Genomic DNA, 21,962 nt, shown 5'->3' on the forward strand with positions numbered 1-21,962 from the left:
GCCTTCTCTTTATCTGGCCGCCAAAGAGAGAAAGGGGAACTCTATGCAAACACCGTCATTTCTCCCATTGCGCCCACTCGGCAAGACAGGCTTAGAGGTCACAGCACTTTGCGTGGGCTGTGCACCGCTTGGGAACATGCCTGAAACCTTCGCCTACAGTGTCGCCGAAGAAACAGCTCTGGCAACCATTCGCGAGATTTTCCGCAGCCCGATCAATTTCCTGGATACCGCAGCCTCCTATGGCGATGGCGAAAGCGAGCGCCGCATTGGCATTGTCCTCAAGGAGCTTGGTGGGGTGCCGCAAGGATACGTTATCGCGACGAAAGCCGACCGTGATCTGAAAACGAATGAGTTCACGGGGGATCAGATGCGCCGCAGCGTTGAGCGTAGCCTGACCCTGCTCGGTCTGGAACAGTTGCCTCTCTGCTATCTTCATGATCCGGAATGGATCGGTTTTGAGGCGGCGATGGCTCCCGGAGGTCCGGTTGAAGCGCTACGCCGCTGTCAGGAAGAGGGCCTGATCCAGCATCTGGGCATCGCAGGCGGGCCCATCGACATGATGCAACGCTTTGTCGAAACCGATCTGTTCAGCGTTGCTATTTCGCACAACCGCTATACCCTGCTGAACCAGGAAGCCGGGTCGTTCTGGGATGTCTGCGTCAGGCATCAGGTAGCCGCGGTCAATGCCGCCCCATATGGAAGCGGGATGCTTGCCAAAGGCCCAAGCAACTACCCGCGCTATATGTATGGCGAAGCCTCTCCCGAGCTGATCGATCGCGCGATCAGGCTTGAGGAGATCTGTAAACGCTATGGCCTCCCTCTGGCGGCGGTTGCACTTCAATTCTCCCTGCGTGATTCGCGGATCGCCAGCACAATTGTCGGGATGTCAAAACCGGAGCGGCTGCATGAAACGATCGCACTGGCTCAGCTCTCGATACCAGATGAGCTCTGGTCCGAAGTGGAAGCACTGGGCCCCGCTCAGCGCTAGCCGTGCCAGCAACAGGCGAGTCTGGGATTTCAGACTCGCTTCCCTGCTAGACATGCTCTTCCAGAAATGCTTTCAGTTGAGCACTCCGCTTCAGCCGATCCAGCACATTGCGCTTCACCCGATAGACATCTTCAATCGAGGGGAATAAATCGGCATACCGCTGCTGGATATCGCGAGGAGTCAAGCCCTGCACATAGACACAATGAAGGATGATACACTCGTCACGTCGAGTTAACGAGGCCAGCAAGTGCCAGAGTCCCTCCGCGTCCAACCGCTCAACCACACCCTCCGCCGGATCTTCAATGCGCGGCTCCGCCACCACCTCATCAATCTTCAATTCATACATATTGCGCACCTGCTGACGCCGCAATTCATCCAGAACCGTGCTGCGCACACACAGCTTCAGGTAGGCCATTAAAGCGGGAAGTGAGGCAATAGAGGTGAATTTCTGCGCTCCACAACTTCGGGCAAAACGCGCAAACGTCTCATTGGCCAGCGATTGCGCATCCTCCCGCGAGAGCAAAAGCGCAGGCGCACACTGATGTATCCAGGAAATGACCAGGTGGTTATACAGTGTCAGAATATATTGCCATGCCTGTTCATCCTGCTCCACGATTGCCCGGCGGAAAAGCTCCCAGGCATATCGATTCTCAGTCAGCCGTGAATGCAGCAGGCTCCGGCTTTCGCGATATGCTTCTTGAGCCAGCACAGCTAAGGAGAGATGCGACGGCTCCATACACGCTCTTTCACGGCATAAACAGGAAGGCTCAAGAGAAATGGCTTGTTTCATTCGGCTACTCCCCCAAAAGCAACAAATCCGCCCACGTTCATAGAGCTTTATTTCTCCTGGTCAAGTAACAGCGAGTTCAGGGCCGACCGCCTGATACGATGACGACGCCGCACGCCTCCATCTTTGAGAGGCAGAGGCACCGCTTCCAGGCTCCCCTGTCTGATCCAGCGCCTGACCGTCGTTGGATCAACCTTCAAGATTTTCGCGACCTCACCAACGGTAAGGAATTCGTCTTCAAACTTCTCTTCTGCATACTCCTGCATTATATGTACTCCTTTGCACCAATAAAAATTCTGTCTGACGCCACTCAGAAAGAATGTCGTCAGTATGTCGGGTTGTAAAGTAGTCATATAAGAAACGCCTGTGACGTTCCTTCCTTCCATCTACACGTCTGCTTTTCGGAGAAAGAAAAACATTGCTGTCTCTTATTGTGTAAGAACTTTCCCCTTGAATACTCTGCAATATTAGACACGTAAAAGGATGCTACATTGCTTCAATACGCCCTATTTCTCCCATCAGTCAGCTTCACTCCTCTCAAACGTTCCTCATAAAGCTACCTATCAGACACGAGTGAATAGAAGTAGCAACTTTTGCACCTTTCTCCACAGTACAGACGGGATCGCCAGCAAAAAGTCACAGTTTTTTCACAGAGATTCAAAAAAGACAGAGAAATTCAGGAGGACAAGAAGAGGAGAGCAGCGCTCTCTCTCTTCTTCCAGCGCTAATGCTGCGTCTCTGGAGGCGGTACGTCTCGCTCTATTCCTGTTGACACCTGTTGTAACAACAGGGAATTTCGGGAGTGAAATAAGTTTGCGTTCGCCGTTTTCCTGTTTCGCTTCCAGCAGGGTAAAGGCTCCGACGACCGAATGAATCTCGCCCTGGTACTCACCCACGCGTACCCACTGCCCGGGACGCCAGCGCTGCCGCACATAATAGCCAGCGATCACATTTCGCGCAGCCTCACGCGCTCCCCATGCGAATGTCAGCGCAATAGCCAGACCGATCGCGGCGATCAAGATGGTAAAGCTGGTCGTCAACACGGTAGTATCGACCCCGATGGTTGAAATGGCGAGCACCACAACCAGCGTCATCAGCAGATATTCCAGGAAGCGGCCCAGAGCGCCCCCATAGCTGATATTGGCTCCCCTTGCGACCGTTCCAACGGCGGTCCCGACGAAACGTGCCAGCATCGAGCCGAAAATGATAATCAGCCCGGCGCTAATGGCAACCGGAATAAACTGCAACACGCGCTGAAGCAGATCGGCAACCGTTGAAAGCCCCATTAATTGCACAGCCGAGGTGGCGAAGCTCAGCAGGAGAAAGAAGAAGACTATCTGCGCCAACAAGCGCGAAAGCGGCGTCCGAATGCCCAGGCCTTGCAGCGCCCCGGTAATTCCCGCCCGCGTCGCGAGCTGTTCCACACGCAAATGCACCAGCAGAAAGGACAAAAATCTGCGCACCGCCCAACTGAGAAGATAGCCAACAAGCAAGATTACCAGCCCATTGACCATACGAGGGAGAAAGTCGAGAATCTGGGTCAAAATCTGGTACAGCGTCTTGAAGATAAGCTGCGGGTCCATCTGTGATCCTTTCTTGCAACGATCAGGCCAGACCCGGCGTGCCAGCAGCGGGATCAATCAGCCCAACAAGCAACCGCACCAGTTCAAGTAGCCAGAAAAGCAGCCCCTGAGACGAGAGATCTACCAGCTCGCGCCCGGCATACGACGTGAGATCAAGGAACTCGCGTCCGGTATGCACGGTTCTGAGCCGGGCAAAGACAGCCTTCTCAAGCCCCATTGGAACCTGCACGGCCTCTGCCTGAAAGAAGCGAAGCAGCTTCCGTACTTCCCAGGCACGCTGAATCACCTCGGGTATGTCAGGGTACGCACGCAACGCGGCATCAAGATCCTCATCAGCAAAATCACGAAGTAAACGTTCTATCCACAACAACACTTCTTCATCTCGCATACAAACCCCTATCCTCCTTAACTACATTGTGGAGAGCGAAAGACGCTGACGCGCCTTTGTTTTCACTTTTTCACACATTTGAATAAACTTTTTCTGAAAAGCTAATCGGGCACGATGAATGCGCATTTTAACCGTGCTTTGTTTCTCCTCTTCCACCTCCAGCACCCGCGAAATCTCTTCATATGGCCGCCCCTCAAAATCGCGCAGCACCAGGGCCACGACCTGCTCGCGTTTGAGCTGACACAATACCCGTTGGATGCACTCGCGAAGCTCGGCCCGTAACACACTATCCTCCAGGCCCGCGACAGCTACCGGCTGGGGCTCGGGGAGAGAGATTTCATTTGACTTGCGACGCTGCATCTTTTCTAGAGCGTCAAGTGCGGTATTGGCGGCAATGCGATAGAGCCAGCCAGGAAACGAGGATGCTTTTTCCAGTCGAGGCAAACCGTTGTAGACCTTGAGAAACACTTCCTGGGTGATATCCTCGGCATCTTCCCTTTGATGAACGACCCCATAGACCACACGATACACCTGGTGCATATAGCGTTGAACGAGTAGCTCATAGCTTCCTGTGCTGCCCGGTAACTCCTGTTTACAACGAGCAACCAGCTCCTTATCAGAAAGCGTAGAAAGAACCATCTTTCACAACCCCCACAAAAAAGCATGCACAATACATTTTGATATATCTACTGGAATCAGTATACGCTTCTATAGAGAATTTGTCCAGATATATACTATTTTAGCTTAAATTCCATATCACCAGAAACGAACATTTAGGACAAATATGATTCTGACAACTCGAACCCTGCACTCGCCCCCCAAAAAAGAAAGCAAGGAAACGCGCTCACCGAGAACAGTTCCCTTGCATTCTTTGTCGATATTGCCTGACTACATATCTCCCCGCACAACATGAGCGATACTGGAAGCATGCGACACAACCCGGCTCATCGCATTCAAGAATTCCAGGTGCAGAGCGCTCGACTCCACACTAGGCGGTAGTTTCGACTGAAGCCGCTGTAAATGTCGCAAGCGGAACTCGCGTTTCATCTGGCTGAGCTGCGCCTTACGCTCAAAGAACTCGTCCGCCAGCGTTGGATCTTGAGCCGCCAGCGCCGCCAACGCTTGCTGGAGCGCCGTAGTGACCTCGGAATGGTAGGTCACAAGCTCATTCCATCCCTCCTGTGAAAACGAGATCTGTTTGCGCCACTTGCGCCGTGCGACCCGCATGCACTGTCGGTCGATAATATCGCCGATCGCCTCCAGATCGGTCACGATGCAGAGCAGCGCGATCTGCCGCCGCTTCTGTTCGGGCGTCATCTTATCCTCAGCCAGTTGCGTCAGATACCGCTTGACGGCATCCTCCATTTCATCAAGCTGATCGTCCATCTTCCCGATCAGTTGCGGCTCCTCATTGCCATTCCGCACAAAGGCGCGAATACTGCGCCTGAACATGTTCGTGACAATGTCGGTCATGCGCAGGATTTCACGCGTCGCCTGTCCCAGAGCCAGCGCCGGCGACTGAAGCGCCGCCGGATCAAGCCCGGGTTGCGACTCCTCAACGGAAGCAGGCATCAGCTTTGTCGCCAGCGAGGCCAGCGGCTGCGCCAGCGGGACAAAGACCACAGCCAGCAGCACATTAAAGAAAAGATGTCCCAGAGCGACCTGCATCCCTGCATGCACGGGCAACATAGCCAGCAAATCAGTCAGAGGGGTCAATGCAACCAGCGCGACGACAGCCGCGAGTGACTTGGTGCCGGTGTGAATCAGCGCGAGCCGCCGCCCTTCAATCGCCTCGTGCCCCATCGATGTTAACAGGGCAATGATCGTCGTGCCAACGTTCGCCCCGAGCATCAAGGCAACCGCCCCATCTAAAGGCAGCGAGCCATTAGAAGCCAGCACCAGCACAATACCGATCGTGGCCGTACTTGAAGAGAAGATGACAGCAAGCACAAGCCCGATCAGCGCCAGCACAATCGGCGCGTCTGTTAACCTCTGCAACAGTTCCGCAGTGATCTCATTCGATGTAATGGGCTTACTTCCAGCCTGGAGCGCCGCCAGCGCCAGCAAAATCAGGCCGAAACCAACAAGTGCCCCTCCGAGTTCCCGCTTCGATGTCTTGCGTGTCAGCAAGGCGATAGCAGCAGCCAGACCAACAATGATCAAGGCATAATCGGTAATGTGAAAGGCGAGCAATTGAACCACCAGGGTAGAGCCGACATTGGTTCCTAAAAGCATGATAATAGCGACACTGAGAGGCATCAATTGCGCCCCCACCAGACCAACTAGCAAGGATGAGGTGGCACTTGAGCTCTGCGTTAACGCGGTTGTCAGTACCCCCACACCGAAAGCCGCAAGCGGCTGTTTATAGAGCGCCATTGTCGCGCTACGTAGCCGGCTACCGGCCAGCCGCTGCATCGCATCGGCCATTTGATGAACCCCATAGAGCAACAAACAGACGCCACTCACCAGCAATCCCAGAACTGCCGTAGGATTTGCGGTGTTGAACATGACCCCCTCCCTTCCTGAGATAAGGCGACCCGCCAAACAGTCGCAAACGTCACATCATGTGAATCTGGAAACAGAATTTGCTGAAATACCTATTCCAGCCGAAGTAGCAAGAGGCAACGATCACACAAAGGGGAAGCAGCGATCCCCGGGAACCCACAACCACAAACCTACAAAAACCATCCGGTCGATGCCACACTGTGTTAAATCAATATTAAGAGAATGTTAAGGCAGTGTTAAATATACTATACCATGTTGCCTGTCCTTTGGCAAGCAGAGGCGCGCTTACCCGGCTGCCAGGAGACAGAGAGCAGCCCGGGAGAAGGCGAAAGGAAAGAACGCCTCTGAAAAACATGCTCCCAGCATGGGAAAAAGGAGTCTCATTCCCCCCGAGAAACCCCCATTGTAAGCCACCTGGACAAAGCACGGACGACAGTATATAATACCGTCTCTAGAGATAAGGTCCCGGAGAAAGTTTCTATTTCCTTATGCATAGTTCAAAAGTAGATCAGCAAATTGGACTCGAAGAGAGGCGTTAACGATGACCACGACGAATATTCCGCGCGGTAAATATCATATTTGGACGGTCGGCTGCCAGATGAACCAGGCCGACTCGCAGCGCATCCAGGCCATATTAGAGGATTTGGGCTGGGAAGAAACGGGTATGGATCAAGCAAATCTCGTGGTCCTCAATACCTGTAGCGTGCGCCAGGCTCCCGAAGAGAAGGCTCACAACCTGCTGGCACAGCTCAAGCGAGTCAAGGAGAAACGTGACGACCTGCTTGTCGCGCTGATGGGCTGTATGATTGGCAAACAAAAAACCATTGATGAGCTCAGCAAGCGATACCCACATATCGACCTCTTTATGAAGGTAGAGCAGGCCGACATTTTGCCGCGGTTCCTGGAAGAACGCTGGACCCCTATCTCTGGAGCAGGCTGTCTGGATATTGAATTCATGGACAACGAGCAGCCGGCCGCAACTCCTGTAGCACCCGCACAGATCACACCGACATTCGCAACTTCCTTTAATAGGACCGGAAAACGCACTGTTCTGCCGATGGCAATCGTGCCTAAACCTGGCGAGCGCGTCGCACACTATCCGACCAACATTCCACCACAGGCGCACGCCAAGCCAACCGCATGGCTCCCGATTGTGCTCGGCTGTAATAAAGTCTGCACCTATTGTATTGTTCCCTATCGCCGAGGCCGCGAGCGCAGCCGGCCGATTGATGAGCTGATGGTTGAGGCCCGTACTCTGGTTGACAAGGGAGCGAAAGAACTGACCTTGCTTGGTCAGACTATTGAGGCATATGGGCTTGACCTGCCCGGGCAGCCAAATCTCGCCGACTTGATGGAGAGCCTTAGCGAGATCGAAGGGCTGAAGCGCATCCGCTTTATGACCTCCTACCCGCGCCATATGACAGACGACATGATCCGCCGTATGGCCGCTATGCCGAAGGTCTGCGAGCACCTGAACATTCCCGTTCAGGCCGGACATAACGATACACTCAAGCGTATGAAGCGCGGCTATACTATAGAGGAATACTGCGAGCGCATTGACCGCGTACGCGAGCTATGGCCGAAAGCCTCACTCTCAACAGATATTATTGTCGGTTTCTGCGGAGAGACAGAGGAAGAGTTCCAGACAACCCTTGATATGCTGGCAAAGATCCGTTTCGATGTCGTCCATGTTGCAGCCTACTCTGTACGCCCCGGCACTGTCGCGGCACGCTGGGAAGATGATATCCCGCTGGCCGAGAAGAAGCGCCGCCTGCATGCAGTGGAAGAGCAACAGGCCAGAATTGCCCTGGAAATCAATCAACCGCTGGTAGGCAGTATCGAAGAAGTGATGGTTGAAGAGATCAACACCTCTCGTGGCCTTCAGCAATGGAAGGGACGCAACCGCACGAACAAACTGGTCTTCTTCCCCGCACCTGACGATAGAGATATCAAGCCGGGAGATCTGGTCAATGTGCGTATTGAACGAGCGACAGCCTGGTCCCTTCAGGGGTGCGCGGTTGCTGAACCTTCCTTCACGTAATCGGGACTACAAATAATAACATCATGGTGATGATGGAGGTGTCGTTCGATGACGCAAGCCCTTTCAACCGAAGATAAAGCTCGCTTAAAGAAACAATGGACTGAAATCGCCATCAAGCAGGCGCAAGAGGGACAATGGGAAGAAGCGATCCAGACCAACAAGAACATTCTGGGCTTCTTCCCCAGCGAACCAGATGCGCTCAATCGTCTCGGCAAAGCCTATAGCGAGCTAGGCATGTACGCCGAGGCACGAGATGCCTATAACCAGACACTCAAATTTAGCCCGAACAACACTATCGCGAAAAAGAATCTTGAGCGTCTGGCACTGCTTCAAGACACCCAGGAACGCAAACCTACCCCGGTGACAGACAGGATTGATCCACGGCTCTTCATTGAGGAGACCGGCAAGACCGGTGTGACCGATCTGATCAACCTCGGCCCTGCCTCCATTCTCGTGAAAATCGGGGTGGGAGATCGTGTGCAGTTGCGCGTCAGCGGCCATTCTCTGCTGGTATATAATGCAGCAGGTGACGAAATCGGACAGGTTGAACCCCGTCTGGCAAATCGCCTGATTACCTTCATGGAACATGGGAACCGATACGCAGCAGCTATTCTTGGAACCGAGAATAACCAGGTCCGTATTATCATTCGCGAGGAGTACCAGCATCCCAGTATGTTCGGTCGCGTCAGCTTCCCCTCCCAGGGCAGCAGCGATACGATCCGCGCATATATTCGTGGCTCTGCGGTTCGCTACGAGCATGATGATGATGACGAGCTTGGCAATGATGACGAGTACTATGATAGCGGAGACGAAAGCGACGAGCTCAGCGACGCCGATTTCGATTCTTCGCTTGAAATAGAAGATTAATGCAGTCAGAGGAGGTTTCTATATGAATAAAACGAAAAAAGTTGCCTGGCATAAACACTTGAAGAAAAAACGGAAGATGAAAGAGAGACAGCAACAGCAAAAAGCCGCAACAGCAACCCGCCGCTAGTCGGCTTTCCCTTATTTTCTCGCATTGCTGTATCACAGCAACCTTTTGAGTGTGCACAGAAGAGTGTGAAGGCAACATCACTCACGTTTCTGGAACTACACACGCTCCATGAACGAGGGATGAAGCCTGCACTCCTCTCTCGTAGGGGTGGCCTTCCACGGCTGCCGGGGATGAAAGAAACAGTGGGAATACAGTGTGAGCTATGAGCAGTCTTCCACCTTCCATCTCATCGGCCTCAGTCCGCAATATTCTCACGCTGCTCGCCTCACGCGAAGCCCAGCTGGTGGCGGGGTCAGGCGGGCTGGAACGCCGCGTTACCTGGGCTTGTCGCATGCGCGTACGCCTGCCAGCCTTTGAAAGCGTGCAGGGGGGCGAACTGGCCCTGCTCGCCCTTTCACAGCTACGACGACTGGATGAAACACTTCCCCGCCTGCTCAAAAGCTTGCAGAAAGCAGGCGTCGCAGCGGTCGGAGTTGCCGCCCCCGATCTCTCAGCCCTCGACCCGGAAGCCATCTCCTTTGCCGATCAGCAGAACTTTCCCCTGATCCTCCTGCCTGCCAACAGCCACCTCGAAGAGATTGAGCGCGAAGTCATTACCTTTGTTGTCAGCTTCAGGGGCGAAATCGAGCGCAAAGCCACCGAGATTGCTCATCATCTGATGCAATTGAGCGTTCAGGGTGCCGGCATTCAGGGCGTCTGTGATTATCTGGCGCAGAGCCGGGAAAAATGGGTCATTGTTCAGGACTCAAGCGGCGAGGTTCGGGTTCAAGCCACGCCCGACTCAGCGCGACCGCTTGAGCTTCCAGCCAGCTTCTCCGACGATTTTCTGCATCAGCGCTCGCTGACCCGCATCACAGAACCGATCCAGATTCGGCACGAGGTGGTAGGCTCGATCTCATTGATCGGCCCCGAAAGCGACTTCGACTTTCTGGAACGCATTATTCTCGGGCAGGTTGTCCCGGTGCTGGCACTGGAAGTGGCCCGGGAACGCGAACGCAGCGAGGTCGAGAATCGTTATCTTGTCGAGGCATTCACCAATATTATTCGCGGCACCTACCAGAGCACAGAGGAAATGCTGGCTCGCGCTCGCATTCTTGGCTACGATCTCGCCCAACCAGAGGTTGTTGCGATTTTCGAGCTTGCCGAGGAGATCCCCGATTTTCGCCCCGGCGATCCGGCAGCACTGTGGGGACGCCGCATCCGCGAAGAGCTACAACGCGACTGGCGCGGCTGCTGGATACTGGTCGAGCGACGGCGCGTGCTGGCCCTGCTCCCTGCCAGTGTGGCAGACGAGAATGAGCGCGAAAAGACAATCTATACCCGGCTGGAGCGCATCTTCACCCGCACCAATAAAGGCACTCCGCTCTCGTGCGGCATCGGGCGCATCGCTAACACGCTTGAGATGATCCCGCAATCGTATCGAGAGGCTCAACGAGCGCTGGAAATAGGCCGCCGACTCTTCGGAGAAGGGAAAATCCACTCGTTCGCACGGCTTGGCATCTATCGCCTGCTCTTCCACCTCGATGGACACAGCGAGCTAGACGCCTTCTACCGTGAAACGCTTGGTCCTCTGCTACAGCATGATAGCCGGCAGGACGAAACCCTGATCGAAACCCTGGACTCCTTCTTTCACTGCAATGGCAACCTCAGCGAAACAGCCCGGATGATGCACTTGCACCGCAACTCGCTGCTCTATCGCCTCGGGCGCATTGAAGAGCTTCTGGGCCACTCGCTTGAAGATGCAGACTTTCGCCTCTCACTCCAGATCGCGCTTAAGATTCATCAGGTACACAAGCGCTAAGACCTTTCTCCTCTACATTGTTTGTTCCTTCCATTCCGGGTACCACTTCAATACACAGATAGTTCACCTTTCACAGGCAACTATTCCATAAAAAAGAGGCTAGAATCCTTTACTTTCAGAAGAGACTGAGATAGTATTACCTGTGGAAGACATTCTCAAAAGAGATACCTATTCCCCCAAAGTAAGGATGAGATATGCAGCAGCAACAACTGTGTGATACTGTGCTTGCCAACGACTGGCATGTTGTCGCACGTTCTGAAGACGTAACAAGTGAAAAACCGCTGGCAGTCAAACTGCTCGGAGAAGATATCGTGCTCTGGCGGGTGGGCGATCAAGTGTGTGCCTGGCGTGACCTGTGCATCCATAGAGGTACCCGGCTTTCGCTTGGCCGTATCGAGAACGAGACCATTATTTGTCCATACCACGGCTGGACCTACAATGCAGAAGGACGCTGTGTCCGTATTCCCGCGCATCCTGAGCAGATTCCCCCCTCGAAGGCCCGCGCAAAAGTGTATCGCGCGACCGAGAAGTATGGTTGGGTCTGGGTGACGCTCGGAGAAACCACACAGGATGTTCCCATATTTGAGGAATGGGATGACCCCTCGTTCCGTAAGATTCATTGCGGTCCCTACACCTATAAGGCAAGTGGGCCACGAGCAGTTGAAAACTTCCTGGATGTCGCCCATTTCCCCTTTGTCCATCAGGGTTATCTGGGCGATCCCATCGACCCCGCGATCAACGACTACACCGCCGAGATCACCCCGGAGGGTGTCATTGCTCGTGATATCTCTGTCTGGCAGCCGAATCCAGACGGCACGGGAGAAGGGAAACGCGTTCACTATACGTATAAAGTACCTCGCCCCTTGAGCGCCTATTTTATGAAAACCTCAACCGGGCCGCGCTTTGCAATGTTCTTTACGGTCACGCCGGTCTCCGAACAGGAATCAATCGCCTGGGCCTATGTCGCCATTGATCACACTGATCAGACCGATGAAGAGGTACGCGAGTTCCAGAATATCATCACGCTACAGGATATCCCGGTCGTCGAATCACAGCGCCCGGAGCTTCTGCCGCTTGATCTTCAGGCCGAACTCCATCTGCGCTCTGACCGCACATCCATTGCTTATCGTAAATGGTTGCGTCAGCTTGGCCTGAGTTTCGGAACCGCATAATTCAATACAGGAGCGGAAAGCACCACCTGTTGAGATATGCTATAATCCATTGAGGTTGTTTTCCGCTCTCTCCTTTTTCCCCTTTAGAAGAGCCTCGACCTGGCCGATACAGAGATTCAGGAAAGCTTCCCCCGGGGCAGCAACTGGCGGGCCTGCATATTGTTGACATAGTTGATCAACTTTGTTATAATACCGCCATTCTTCGTATTCGCTTGCTTCAGACGAAGAAGATGTTTTTGAGATGGAGAGGTACCTTATTTATGCGGTTGTTCAGGACTCGTTTTCTTCTTTGCTTTGCCGCGCTCGCTCTGCTTCTGGTCGGATGCGGCGGCAGCGGTCAATCCTCATCGAATTCTCTTTCCATTAAAGTTGGAGCCTCGCCCACCCCACACGCAGAGATTCTCAAATATGTGAAGGATCATCTTGCGGCAAAAGAGGGTCTGGATATCCAGATAGTGGAATTTACTGATTATGTACAACCAAACCTGGCGCTTCAGGATGGGCAACTCAACGCGAACTATTTCCAGCATGTCCCCTATATGGAGGATTTTGGCAAGGAACATCATATTGATCTGGTTTCTGTCGGTGGGGTGCATATCGAGCCGCTCGGCATCTACTCGAAGAAAATCAAATCGCTCAAAGAGGTTCCCGACAAAGCGGTCGTCGCCATTCCGAATGATGCCACCAATGGCGGTCGAGCGCTGCAACTGCTCGCAGCACAGGGCCTGCTCACCCTGAAAGAGAATGTGGGCACAAAGGCCACCGTTCACGATATCACCGCCAATCCCAAGAATCTTCAGATTAAAGAGCTGGAAGCCGCCCAGCTTCCGCGCTCACTGGATGACACCACCATTTCCGTAATCAACGGCAACTACGCCATGTCGATCAACCTCAAGCCCTCAAAAGACGCGCTGGCGCTGGAACAGGCAAAAGGCAACCCATACGCCAACGTACTCGCCGTGCTGAAGGGCCACGAGAATGATCAGGCGGTACAGAAGCTGTATAAGCTCCTGACCTCCCCGGAAGTGAAAAAGTTTATTGAGGAGAAGTATCAGGGCTCGGTCCTGCCGGCCTTCTAAGCCGCCCGAAACAACTGTTTGCTTGCTTCTCACATCTGCGGGCCTCTCTGGCGAGAGGCTCCGCTTTCACATTTCTAAAGGTTCTGTCGCACATGATAACCATTCGCAATCTTCGTAAAGTGTATGGCAAGAAAGATCAGGCGGTTGTCGCCCTTGATGACATTAACCTTGACGTGCCACGAGGTTCGATCTTTGGGGTTCTGGGCCAGAGCGGCGCGGGCAAAAGCACGCTGATTCGCTGCGTCAACATGCTGGAACGCCCGACCTCTGGATCGATCATCGTCAATAACCAGGAAATGACTACGCTATCTGGAGCCGCGCTACGCAAGGCACGACAGCGTATCGGTATGATCTTTCAGCATTTTCACCTGCTCAATTCGCGCACCGTTGCTGAGAATGTCGCGTTTCCGCTGGAAGTGATGGGAGTGCGAGCCTCCGAACGGCGCTCGCGCGTCGAAGAGCTGCTTGGCCTTGTCGGGCTCTCCGATAAAGCCAAAGTATATCCCTCGCAGCTTTCGGGAGGCCAGAAGCAGCGGGTGGGCATTGCCCGAGCGCTGGCGGGCTCCCCTGACGTTTTGCTCTCGGATGAGGCCACCTCGGCCCTTGATCCCCAGACCACGCATTCTATTTTGCAGCTTCTTCGCGATCTGAACAAACGAATGGGCCTCACCATTCTCCTGATTACGCATCAGATGGACGTCGTACGCGAGATCTGTGATCGCGTCGCGATTATTGAGGCCGGACGGATCGTCGAGCAGGGAGAGGTCAGCGAACTGGCAGCGCAGCCTGATACCCGCCTTTCGCATGCTCTCTTCCCACGCCCTCAAATCCACACGCCACAGCCGGGGGCTGCCGTCGTATCGATCGTCTTCGCGGGCAATTCGGCGGAAGAGCCGATTATCTCCACGCTGGCTCGCCGTTTTGAGGTCGATGTGAATATTCTCAGCGCACAGCTTGAACTGCTTGGACAGCAGCGTATCGGACAGATGCAGGCCGAATTGGTTGGGCCGCAGGTTGAGCAGGCCCTGGCCTATCTGCAAAATCTTGGACTACACGTGGAGGTACAGCGGTAAATGGATTGGTCTTCGCTTACACCTGATCTGATTCAGGCCACACTCGACACGCTTCTGATGGTCATCACCTCCACCATCTTTACCGTGATCCTCGGGATACCGCTTGGCGTCCTGCTGGCAACCACCGACAAAGGGGGACTGCTCCGCGCACCGGGGCTCAATCAGGTACTCGGTATTATCGTCAATATTGGCCGCTCGCTTCCGTTTATCATCCTGATGGTTGCCATCTCGCCATTTACCCGCCTGATCGCCGGAACGACAATCGGAGCGCCCGCCGCTATTGTTCCGCTGGTCGTGGCTGCTGTGCCGTTCTTCGGACGTGTTGCCGAGACCTCATTGCGCGAGGTTGATAACGGCGTCATCGAGGCCGCGCGGGCCATTGGCTGCAATAACTGGCAGATTATCTCAAAGGTGCTGATCCCGGAGGCATTACCCGCGCTGGTCCGCGGCATCACGATCACCTTTATCAACCTGCTCGGGTACTCGGCTATAGCGGGCGCGATTGGTGCGGGAGGTCTGGGAGATCTGGCGATTCGTTATGGCTACATGCGCTTCGAGACCGGCGTCATGATCGTCACCGTTATCCTGCTGATTATTCTGGTGCAGGGTATCCAGTTACTTGGCAACTTCCTCGCCAGCCTGTTGGAAAAGAAATAGAATATGTCGAGGGGCAAACTCGTTTGCCCCTTCTTTATTTTGCCTGAGATTAAAACAAACCGCTATAAATCCAGCACTATTGTCGCAATCAGGCACGCCCCTCATAGAGAGTCCCCATTTGAACTGCCTGTATTTTCCCCGCCTATTCGAGGGAGAAAGAGCTTCTACACGCCCATTTTCCACAGCGAAGCCAGGATGCCCTTGACAAATCAGTTAACGATCAGTTATATTCTGTATAGCTAATCGCAATATAAAGAACATCGAAAAGGACTATTAAAAATGACGACATTTCCGCAGCAAGACTCAATGATACCACAATCTGGGAATCCATCTGAATACGCAGTTTACACACAAGATCTGACCCAGGTTTTCGGCCAGAAGGTCGCGGTGAATCATCTGAACCTGGCAGTTCGACGCGGCGAATTCTTCGGCTTTCTGGGGCCAAACGGCGCAGGCAAATCAACATCCATCAAGATGATGGTTGGCCTGTTGCGCCCGACCAGTGGGACAGTTCTGGTCAGTGGAGTTGATGTCTGGCAAAATCCACTTCAGGCCCGTACCCTGATGGGAGTGCTTCCCGAGCACCTGAACCTGTACGAACGGCTAACCGGGCGTGAATTTATCGCTTTTGCCGGGCATATGTACGGAGTTCCTGCTGCGGACGTACGGCGTCGCACAGAAGAGCTCCTGGAGATTCTGGGACTGAACAACGATGCCGATAAAATGGTTGTTGATTACTCGGTTGGTATGCGCAAAAAGGTTGCCCTTGCAGCAGCGATTCTTCATCGCCCACAGGTCATTTTCCTTGACGAGCCTTTTGAGGGCATTGATCCGGTCAGTTCGCGGGTCATTCGTGACATCCTGCAAGATCTGACGCGGCGAGGAACGACCGTTTTCTTCTCCTCACACATCATGGAAGTTGTTGAGCGTCTATGTACGCGCGTGGGGATTATCAACCAGGGCACGCTTGTCGCTGAAGGCACTCTTCAGGAACTGCGCGAACGGGCCAGCGGCGAGGACAAAGATGCAACACTGGAAGATATCTTCCTCAATGTGATCGGCGTGCGGAATGAAGCTCATAACCTGAGCTGGCTAGAATAGGAGAGCTGCTGTGCTTATTCACGGGGATAAATTGCGCTGGCTGCTCTGGCTGCGCTGGAAACTCTTTTTACGCGCCTTTACGCGCAAAGGCAAAGGGCAGGGGGGACAGATTATCGGCATGGCCATCTTTCTCATCTTCCTGCTGATCATCGCATTCGCATTCAGTGCGCTCATCTTTAACACAACTCGTTTTCTGCCTGCCCCGGCAAATATCGAGGTTCTCTTTCTGGTTCTCTCGTCCATCTATGTATTCTGGATCATCTTTCCCTTGCTGGAATTCAATATGAACGAGGGGCTGGACCTCTCGAAGCTGGCAACCTTCCCGCTGACACGTTGGGAACTGATGTTCGGTCTTCTGGCTTCAACGCTGCTGGATCTCCCCACATTCGGGCTCTTGATCCTGCTCGGAAGCGTTATTGCCGGTATGGCAACCTCACTGCCAATGGCGCTCTTTACGCTACTGGCAATGATCGTCTTCTACTTCCAGTTAATCGGGACCAGTCAGTTCGTGCTCACCGCCCTGATGCGAGTTCTGCAAAGTCGGCGCTTTCGTGATCTGGGTGTGCTCCTGATTGTGCTGGTCTCATTCACAGGATACTTCGCGCAATTCCTGTTTCGCGGGCTGGCATCCAGTTCATTCCTGAACCTGCTCAATCAGCAGACCTTCTCGCCCTACCTGCAATGGCTTCCATCCGGGATGGTGTGCCGGGCTATCGAGCAGGCAAACGCAGGAAACTGGGGAAGCGGGTTCCTCTGGCTGCTTGCACCGCTTGCGATCGGCTTTGTTGCCCTGTATCTCTGGCAGAGCGTTGTTGAAAAGGGACTGGTCGCGCCAGATGTTGAGAAGCAGCGCAAACATCAGCATAAAGAGGTAGATACGGTCCCTGCCGGTGGTCTCCTTGGCCGTCTGGTTCCCGGGCAGGCCTATGCAGTGCTGTTGAAAGACATGCGCTACATACGACGTGATCCGCAGATTACGGCGCTGCTCCTGCAAGCCATTCTGTTACCCATCTTCGCGATTGTGGTTTCGTTTCTCAATATCGGAAACAATCCGACCGGACTCAACGTCTGGCTGATGATCTTCACGCCCCTCGTCATCGCCCTGACCCTCTATCGTTTCTCATATAATGCGCTTGGCTTTGAGCGAGCCAGCCTGACCACGCTGTTTCTGTTTCCGCTTCGCCCCATGCAATTGCTCTGGGGAAAGAATCTGGTTGCCTTTGGCATCGGTCTCATCGAGCTGCTGATTATGCTCCCGATTGCAACCTTTCTCACCAGGAACTGGGATCTGTTCGTGCCCTCACTTGTATCGGGCATTGCTGCAATCCTGATTATCGTCGGCTGTGGTAACGCCTCCTCAGTCTTCTTCCCGCAGAAATGGAAAGAGCTACGCCGGGGAATGCAGACCTCAACTGGAACCACATCTGAGGCGGGCTGTCTGCGAGCCTTGATGTCGCTGGGCGCGCTTATCGCAATGGTAGCGCTGACCGCGCCAGTCGCCCTGGGTACAGCGCTTCCGGTGCTCTTCCATGCCCAATGGATCCTGGCACTCAGTGTACCGCTCGGGCTTGCCTATAGCATGATCATCTATGTGGGTGTCACACGCTTTGCCGGCGCCCGGCTGGTGAAGCGAATGCCCGAGATTCTGGAAGCAGTCACCAAATAGCCCAAAAGCAGGGGAGTCAGACGGCTCCCCTGCTGCTGTCTGACTTGACGCCTGCAAGCAGCATTCGCTACCATGAAAGGAAGATTCAAACATTGTAGAGGAGTAGAAAACCTATGGTAGCGATTTCTCTTATGGTAGAGGGGCAGATGGGGCTGACATGGCAACGCTGGCAGCGCCTCATAGAAGCAGTCGACGGACAGGGATTTGCCGGCCTCTTCCGCTCAGACCACTTCACCAATCCCAATCCCCCCGACTACGAATCCCTTGAACTGGTCGTCTCCCTGACCTATCTGGCTGCCCAAAGCAAGCACATCCACTTCGGACCATTGGTCGCGCCGGTCTCCTTCCGTGATCCCGCGATGCTGACACGTCAGGCCGCAGCACTGAGCGACCTTTCAGGCGGACGCATGATTCTGGGCATGGGTTCCGGCTGGCAGGATCGCGAACATCACGCATATGGCTATCCGCTTGGTGATATCCCGACGCGTATGGCACGCTTTGAGGAAGGGCTGGAGGTGGCAACACGTCTGCTGCATAGCGAAGGGCCGGCAACCTTTGAGGGACGCTTCTACCAGCTTCACGACGCGCAGCTTCTTCCACGCCCACAGCAGAAGCTTCCCTTGCTGATCGGCGGCAATGGCCCTAAACGCCTGCTTCCACTGGTGGCACGCTACGCGGATATCTGGAACGCGGTCTTCCTGCGCCCCGATGAGTTTCGGGAGCGCTCAACTCTGCTTGACACGCTGCTGCAAAAAGAGGGACGTCAGCCTGCTGATGTTAAGCGCACAGCCATGCAGGGCATCTACTTCGGCAAAGATAGCGCCACCCTTGATCGCAAGCTGGAGTGGCGTCACTCCGTCCCTGAGCTGAAAGACAAGTCGCTCGATGCTGTGGTGCATACGCTCCATACCGAGAAGGGGAACATTGTTGGCACCGCAGAGCAGGTCATTCAGCAGATTAAGGCCTATGAAGAGGCAGGAGTTGAGGAACTGATGGTGCAATGGCTCGATATCGATGATATTGAGGGGATTCAGGCCTTCGCAACCGAGGTTCTGCCACACTGCACAAAGTAGAACGGAGAGCAAACAAGACGGGCACCACGTGTTTCTGTGTGCCCGTCTCGCTCGGTAAAGCAGCAAGGCCACTTTCGCCGAGGATATCTGAGCTCTGAAAAGCGATACGGCAGGAAAGCTGTGCCCTCCTGCCGCTTGTTCTGCGTTTAGCTCTGAGAAGTAGGGGTCTGCTCGGTAGCGCGGGCCTCGGCCAGAGCAGCGCGGGCCTTGCGGTCGTTGCGAATATGCAGCCAGAAGTAGAGCACAACCAGTGCCACCACAGCCAGCACCACGATGATCTCAGCGCCACGATAATAGGGCTCAATCACATCCAGATTATCGCCGACAACATGGCCGAGATAGGCCAGACCCAGACACCAGGGGAACGAGCCGAGGAAGGTATAGACACAGAACTTGATAAAAGGCATTCTGGTAATTCCCGCGGGCAGGGAAATATAGGTACGGACAATGGGCAGCAGCCGGGAGAAGAAGGCAGTCGCAGAGCCCCAGCGCTTAAAGAAGGCGTCGGCTTTATCCGCGTCATGCTGCGAAATTAACACATAGCGTCCATATTTCAGCATCAATGGGCGCCCTCCCTTATAGCCGATCCAGTATGCCAGCATCGAGCCAAGCAGGCAACCCAGAGCGCCAGAAAGACCAACCAGCACCACGCCCCACGGATCAGGTACGCCACCAAGCAAGAGACGCCGCGAAACCATGATGCCAGCGACAGGCATAACAATTTCACTTGGCAATGGTATACAACAGCTTTCAATCGCCATAGCAAGAATAATACCTAACAAACCCGTTTGAACATAAAGATTGGTTATAAACGTTTGCAGTATTTCCATTAAAGGTCCAAGCATAAAAAAAGCCTCCTCAGCGAAACCGGTCTTTTTGATTTGATAGTACCACAGTCCGCTAAAAGAGGCTAGCTAACAGTACCAGAACTATACTTCTTCCTCATCATCAAGCTGATGAGATAGACGAAGAGAGGAGCGACGCCGAATCGGCCGCTGCATCTGCTGTGAGAGCTCCTGCTGAACAGAGTCATCCTCATAGACATACGGAGCCCTCCTGACAAGCGGCTTCTGGAACACTTCTGTTGAGGGATCTGCTGGCCGAGACGGCAACGCACGCGACTGACGTGAAAGCTGCGTTGATGGAAGGCGACGTGATTTCGTCGAAGGATATGGGTCCTGTATGACCTCTGTCTGAGGCTCCTCATCTTCATACTGGTCATAGGAAGACCGAGCAGGAGGCAACTGTTGAGGTGGAATAGAATCGACAACTCGACGTACTCGATGACGGCCCGTTAACTCGCGGGAAGCACGCCCACGCTGAATCCGGCCGGAACGCGTCGAACGGCGCTGTGGGATCGGCTCCTCATCATAGTAGTCGTTCTCGTACAGATCATTGGCCTCCATTGAAGCATCACGCAACGCGGCAGAACGCAGATTCTTTTGCGTCACATTGGTGGCCGAAGCAGGGAGACCGGGATAATACCGGCGTTGTGGACGCCGTCCATTCGTGGCCTGACTACGAGTTTCGGCAGGAAGGGCAGGCGTGCTACGCTTTGACGGAGCAGGAAGCCGCTGAGAAGAGGGTTCCGGCAAGTAGTAACCAGAATATCCTCGCGAGAGCGGAACATATTCCGTATCATCAACGTCGTCATCCGCGTACTCGGTGACCGCGTAGCTTTCTATCGTGCGGCGCCCTCGGCCGGTCGGCAGCTCGGCATACTCAGCAGTATACATTTCAGCTTCATAGAATGCTTCTTCTTCTTCAACTTCAAGCCGCAAGCGCTCATCATGACGACGAGCGAGATGGGAGAAGATCATCACAGAAATGGGGATACTGAGAACTAAGGCAGCGAGACCACCGATTAACCCACCGAGGATCCAGGAATTGAGCGTATTACCAAACCAGAGCATAAGAGCGGCACCGAGAACCAGTACCAGGGCTGCGGAGACAGCCTTCATAACTGCTTGATATCCTTTCTGAGCAACCGGGGCCTTCTGAGGCTCTCTATCAAGCACGCACTACCATCAAAACAGTAAGAAATTCCATATAAAGTCCTTTATGAAGTATACCAGACCTGGCGGGAGAGTACAAGGGTAAAAAACTCATGCGGTAAAAGAACAGGGGACAGAGAATGAGGTTGGAGACGTGAAAAAGGCAGCAAGTCAGCGGACCCCGCAGAGAGGTATTTCTTGCCGAGAAAAGAGTCCACATTTCCTGACTGCCTTCACCGTTCAAGCAAAAACGATGTCCCGAGACAGTGACCCTGTCTTCGAGCAGAAAAGCACCAACCAGCGGACACGCCCTACGCGGCCGAGTTGCACTGACGAATAATCGCCACCACGCGTCCCTGAATCGTCCACTCACGATCCCAGACGCTCTTAGGAATAAAGATAGGCTCAAGTTCTGAGTTGGCGGGTTGGAGGCGAACGCGGTCGTTTTCTTTTTCCTGGAAGAAGCGCTTGAGCGTCGCACTTCCCTGCACACCTTCCTGTGTGTGCAACGCGACCACGATATCACCATTTTTACAGGTGCTCTGAGGCTTAATAATCACAAAGTCGCCATCACAAATGTGATCTTCGATCATCGAGTTGCCCTTGACTTCGAGGGCATAGCAGTTATCACGAGCAAACGCTTCAGTCCCAACATCAACGCAGCGGTCCACGGAGTCCGGGTAGATATCAAGCGGTCGACCAGCAGCGATAGCGCCCTTGACAGGCACCCCATTCAGCGGGTTGGTCAACTTAATGCCGCGACTCTTTTTCGGAGTGCGAACGATATACCCCTTCTTTTCCAGCATCGTCAGATGATAATCAACGTGACCGGTGCTGGCAATATTCATCTCACGGCCGATCTCACGATTAGTCGGGGGCATCCCCTCACGCTTTATGTAGCCGACAATAAATTGATACATCCGGCGTTGTATCTCGCTGGCTTGCTCTAGTGACATAGAACAGTCCCCTGCCTTTCTGAACAAATGAACATCTCCACACCACCCTTGAACCTATTGCATATAGAACGGCCATTCAAAAACATAATACCATAACGGTCCAG

The 21,962-nt window shown here is 53.9% G+C and carries 20 protein-coding genes; 11 read left to right on the plus strand and 9 right to left on the minus strand.

Translation table 11 applies throughout. The features are described 5' to 3' along the window. Positions 1–43: 43 nt before the first annotated feature. Complete coding sequence (locus EI42_RS01155; protein WP_111317904.1) at positions 44–988, plus strand: aldo/keto reductase; 945 nt, start codon at positions 44–46, stop codon at positions 986–988. A gap of 46 nt (positions 989–1,034) precedes the next feature. On the opposite strand, the gene EI42_RS01160 is transcribed toward EI42_RS01155, so the two are convergent. The 6 genes from EI42_RS01160 to EI42_RS01185 all read right to left on the minus strand — a co-directional run bounded on the left by EI42_RS01160 (position 1,035) and on the right by EI42_RS01185 (position 6,254). Further along, positions 1,035–1,724, minus strand: a complete 690-nt coding sequence (locus EI42_RS01160; protein ID WP_111317907.1) for an RNA polymerase sigma factor — start codon at positions 1,722–1,724, stop codon at positions 1,035–1,037. 101 nt (positions 1,725–1,825) lie between these two features. After that, complete coding sequence (locus EI42_RS01165) at positions 1,826–2,041, minus strand: helix-turn-helix domain-containing protein (RefSeq protein ID WP_111317910.1); 216 nt, start codon at positions 2,039–2,041, stop codon at positions 1,826–1,828. 381 nt (positions 2,042–2,422) lie between these two features. Continuing rightward, a complete protein-coding gene (locus tag EI42_RS01170) occupies positions 2,423–3,358 on the minus strand; it encodes a mechanosensitive ion channel family protein (RefSeq protein WP_111317913.1) in 936 nt (311 codons plus the stop codon). A 22-nt stretch (positions 3,359–3,380) separates the two neighbouring features. Next, positions 3,381–3,746 carry a hypothetical protein gene (locus EI42_RS01175; RefSeq protein WP_111317915.1) on the minus strand — a complete coding sequence of 122 codons (366 nt, stop codon included), beginning with the start codon at positions 3,744–3,746 and terminating at the stop codon, positions 3,381–3,383. A gap of 21 nt (positions 3,747–3,767) precedes the next feature. Continuing rightward, positions 3,768–4,385, minus strand: a complete 618-nt coding sequence (locus tag EI42_RS01180) for an RNA polymerase sigma factor (RefSeq protein ID WP_111317918.1) — start codon at positions 4,383–4,385, stop codon at positions 3,768–3,770. Between the two features lie 249 nt (positions 4,386–4,634). Further along, positions 4,635–6,254: a Na/Pi cotransporter family protein gene (locus EI42_RS01185; RefSeq protein ID WP_111317921.1), complete on the minus strand. Its 1,620-nt coding sequence runs from the start codon at positions 6,252–6,254 to the stop codon at positions 4,635–4,637. Between the two features lie 538 nt (positions 6,255–6,792). Between EI42_RS01185 and EI42_RS01190 the strand changes: the two genes are divergently transcribed. The 10 genes from EI42_RS01190 to EI42_RS01235 all read left to right on the plus strand — a co-directional run bounded on the left by EI42_RS01190 (position 6,793) and on the right by EI42_RS01235 (position 18,908). After that, complete coding sequence (locus EI42_RS01190) at positions 6,793–8,292, plus strand: MiaB/RimO family radical SAM methylthiotransferase (RefSeq protein ID WP_111317923.1); 1,500 nt, start codon at positions 6,793–6,795, stop codon at positions 8,290–8,292. Positions 8,293–8,340: 48 nt separating this feature from the next. Next, complete coding sequence (locus EI42_RS01195) at positions 8,341–9,159, plus strand: tetratricopeptide repeat protein (protein WP_111317924.1); 819 nt, start codon at positions 8,341–8,343, stop codon at positions 9,157–9,159. Between the two features lie 329 nt (positions 9,160–9,488). Then, positions 9,489–11,087: a helix-turn-helix domain-containing protein gene (locus EI42_RS01200; protein ID WP_111317928.1), complete on the plus strand. Its 1,599-nt coding sequence runs from the start codon at positions 9,489–9,491 to the stop codon at positions 11,085–11,087. Positions 11,088–11,281: 194 nt separating this feature from the next. Beyond that, positions 11,282–12,259, plus strand: coding sequence for an aromatic ring-hydroxylating dioxygenase subunit alpha (locus EI42_RS01205; RefSeq protein ID WP_111317931.1), 978 nt, complete (start codon positions 11,282–11,284; stop codon positions 12,257–12,259). A 260-nt stretch (positions 12,260–12,519) separates the two neighbouring features. Continuing rightward, positions 12,520–13,338 carry a MetQ/NlpA family ABC transporter substrate-binding protein gene (locus tag EI42_RS01210; protein WP_111317934.1) on the plus strand — a complete coding sequence of 273 codons (819 nt, stop codon included), beginning with the start codon at positions 12,520–12,522 and terminating at the stop codon, positions 13,336–13,338. Between the two features lie 92 nt (positions 13,339–13,430). Beyond that, positions 13,431–14,411, plus strand: a complete 981-nt coding sequence (locus EI42_RS01215) for a methionine ABC transporter ATP-binding protein (protein ID WP_111317937.1) — start codon at positions 13,431–13,433, stop codon at positions 14,409–14,411. After that, positions 14,412–15,068: a methionine ABC transporter permease gene (locus EI42_RS01220; RefSeq protein WP_111317940.1), complete on the plus strand. Its 657-nt coding sequence runs from the start codon at positions 14,412–14,414 to the stop codon at positions 15,066–15,068. It begins immediately after the preceding gene. A gap of 279 nt (positions 15,069–15,347) precedes the next feature. Continuing rightward, complete coding sequence (locus EI42_RS01225) at positions 15,348–16,169, plus strand: ABC transporter ATP-binding protein (RefSeq protein WP_111317943.1); 822 nt, start codon at positions 15,348–15,350, stop codon at positions 16,167–16,169. Between the two features lie 10 nt (positions 16,170–16,179). Continuing rightward, positions 16,180–17,835, plus strand: coding sequence for a hypothetical protein (locus tag EI42_RS01230; RefSeq protein WP_111317946.1), 1,656 nt, complete (start codon positions 16,180–16,182; stop codon positions 17,833–17,835). Positions 17,836–17,948: 113 nt separating this feature from the next. Next, positions 17,949–18,908, plus strand: a complete 960-nt coding sequence (locus EI42_RS01235; protein WP_111317949.1) for an LLM class flavin-dependent oxidoreductase — start codon at positions 17,949–17,951, stop codon at positions 18,906–18,908. A 146-nt stretch (positions 18,909–19,054) separates the two neighbouring features. On the opposite strand, the gene EI42_RS01240 is transcribed toward EI42_RS01235, so the two are convergent. The 3 genes from EI42_RS01240 to lexA form a co-directional block, all read right to left on the minus strand. Next, complete coding sequence (locus EI42_RS01240) at positions 19,055–19,753, minus strand: DedA family protein (RefSeq protein WP_111317953.1); 699 nt, start codon at positions 19,751–19,753, stop codon at positions 19,055–19,057. 84 nt (positions 19,754–19,837) lie between these two features. Next, on the minus strand, positions 19,838–20,869 hold the full coding sequence (locus EI42_RS01245; RefSeq protein WP_111317955.1) for a hypothetical protein: 1,032 nt from the start codon (positions 20,867–20,869) through the stop codon (positions 19,838–19,840). Positions 20,870–21,213: 344 nt separating this feature from the next. After that, entirely contained in the window at positions 21,214–21,858 is a 645-nt protein-coding gene (lexA, locus tag EI42_RS01250; RefSeq protein WP_111317958.1) for a transcriptional repressor LexA, read from the minus strand. Positions 21,859–21,962 lie beyond the last annotated feature (104 nt).

The organism is Thermosporothrix hazakensis (genome assembly GCF_003253565.1).
GTDB classification, from domain to species: domain Bacteria; phylum Chloroflexota; class Ktedonobacteria; order Ktedonobacterales; family Ktedonobacteraceae; genus Thermosporothrix; species Thermosporothrix hazakensis.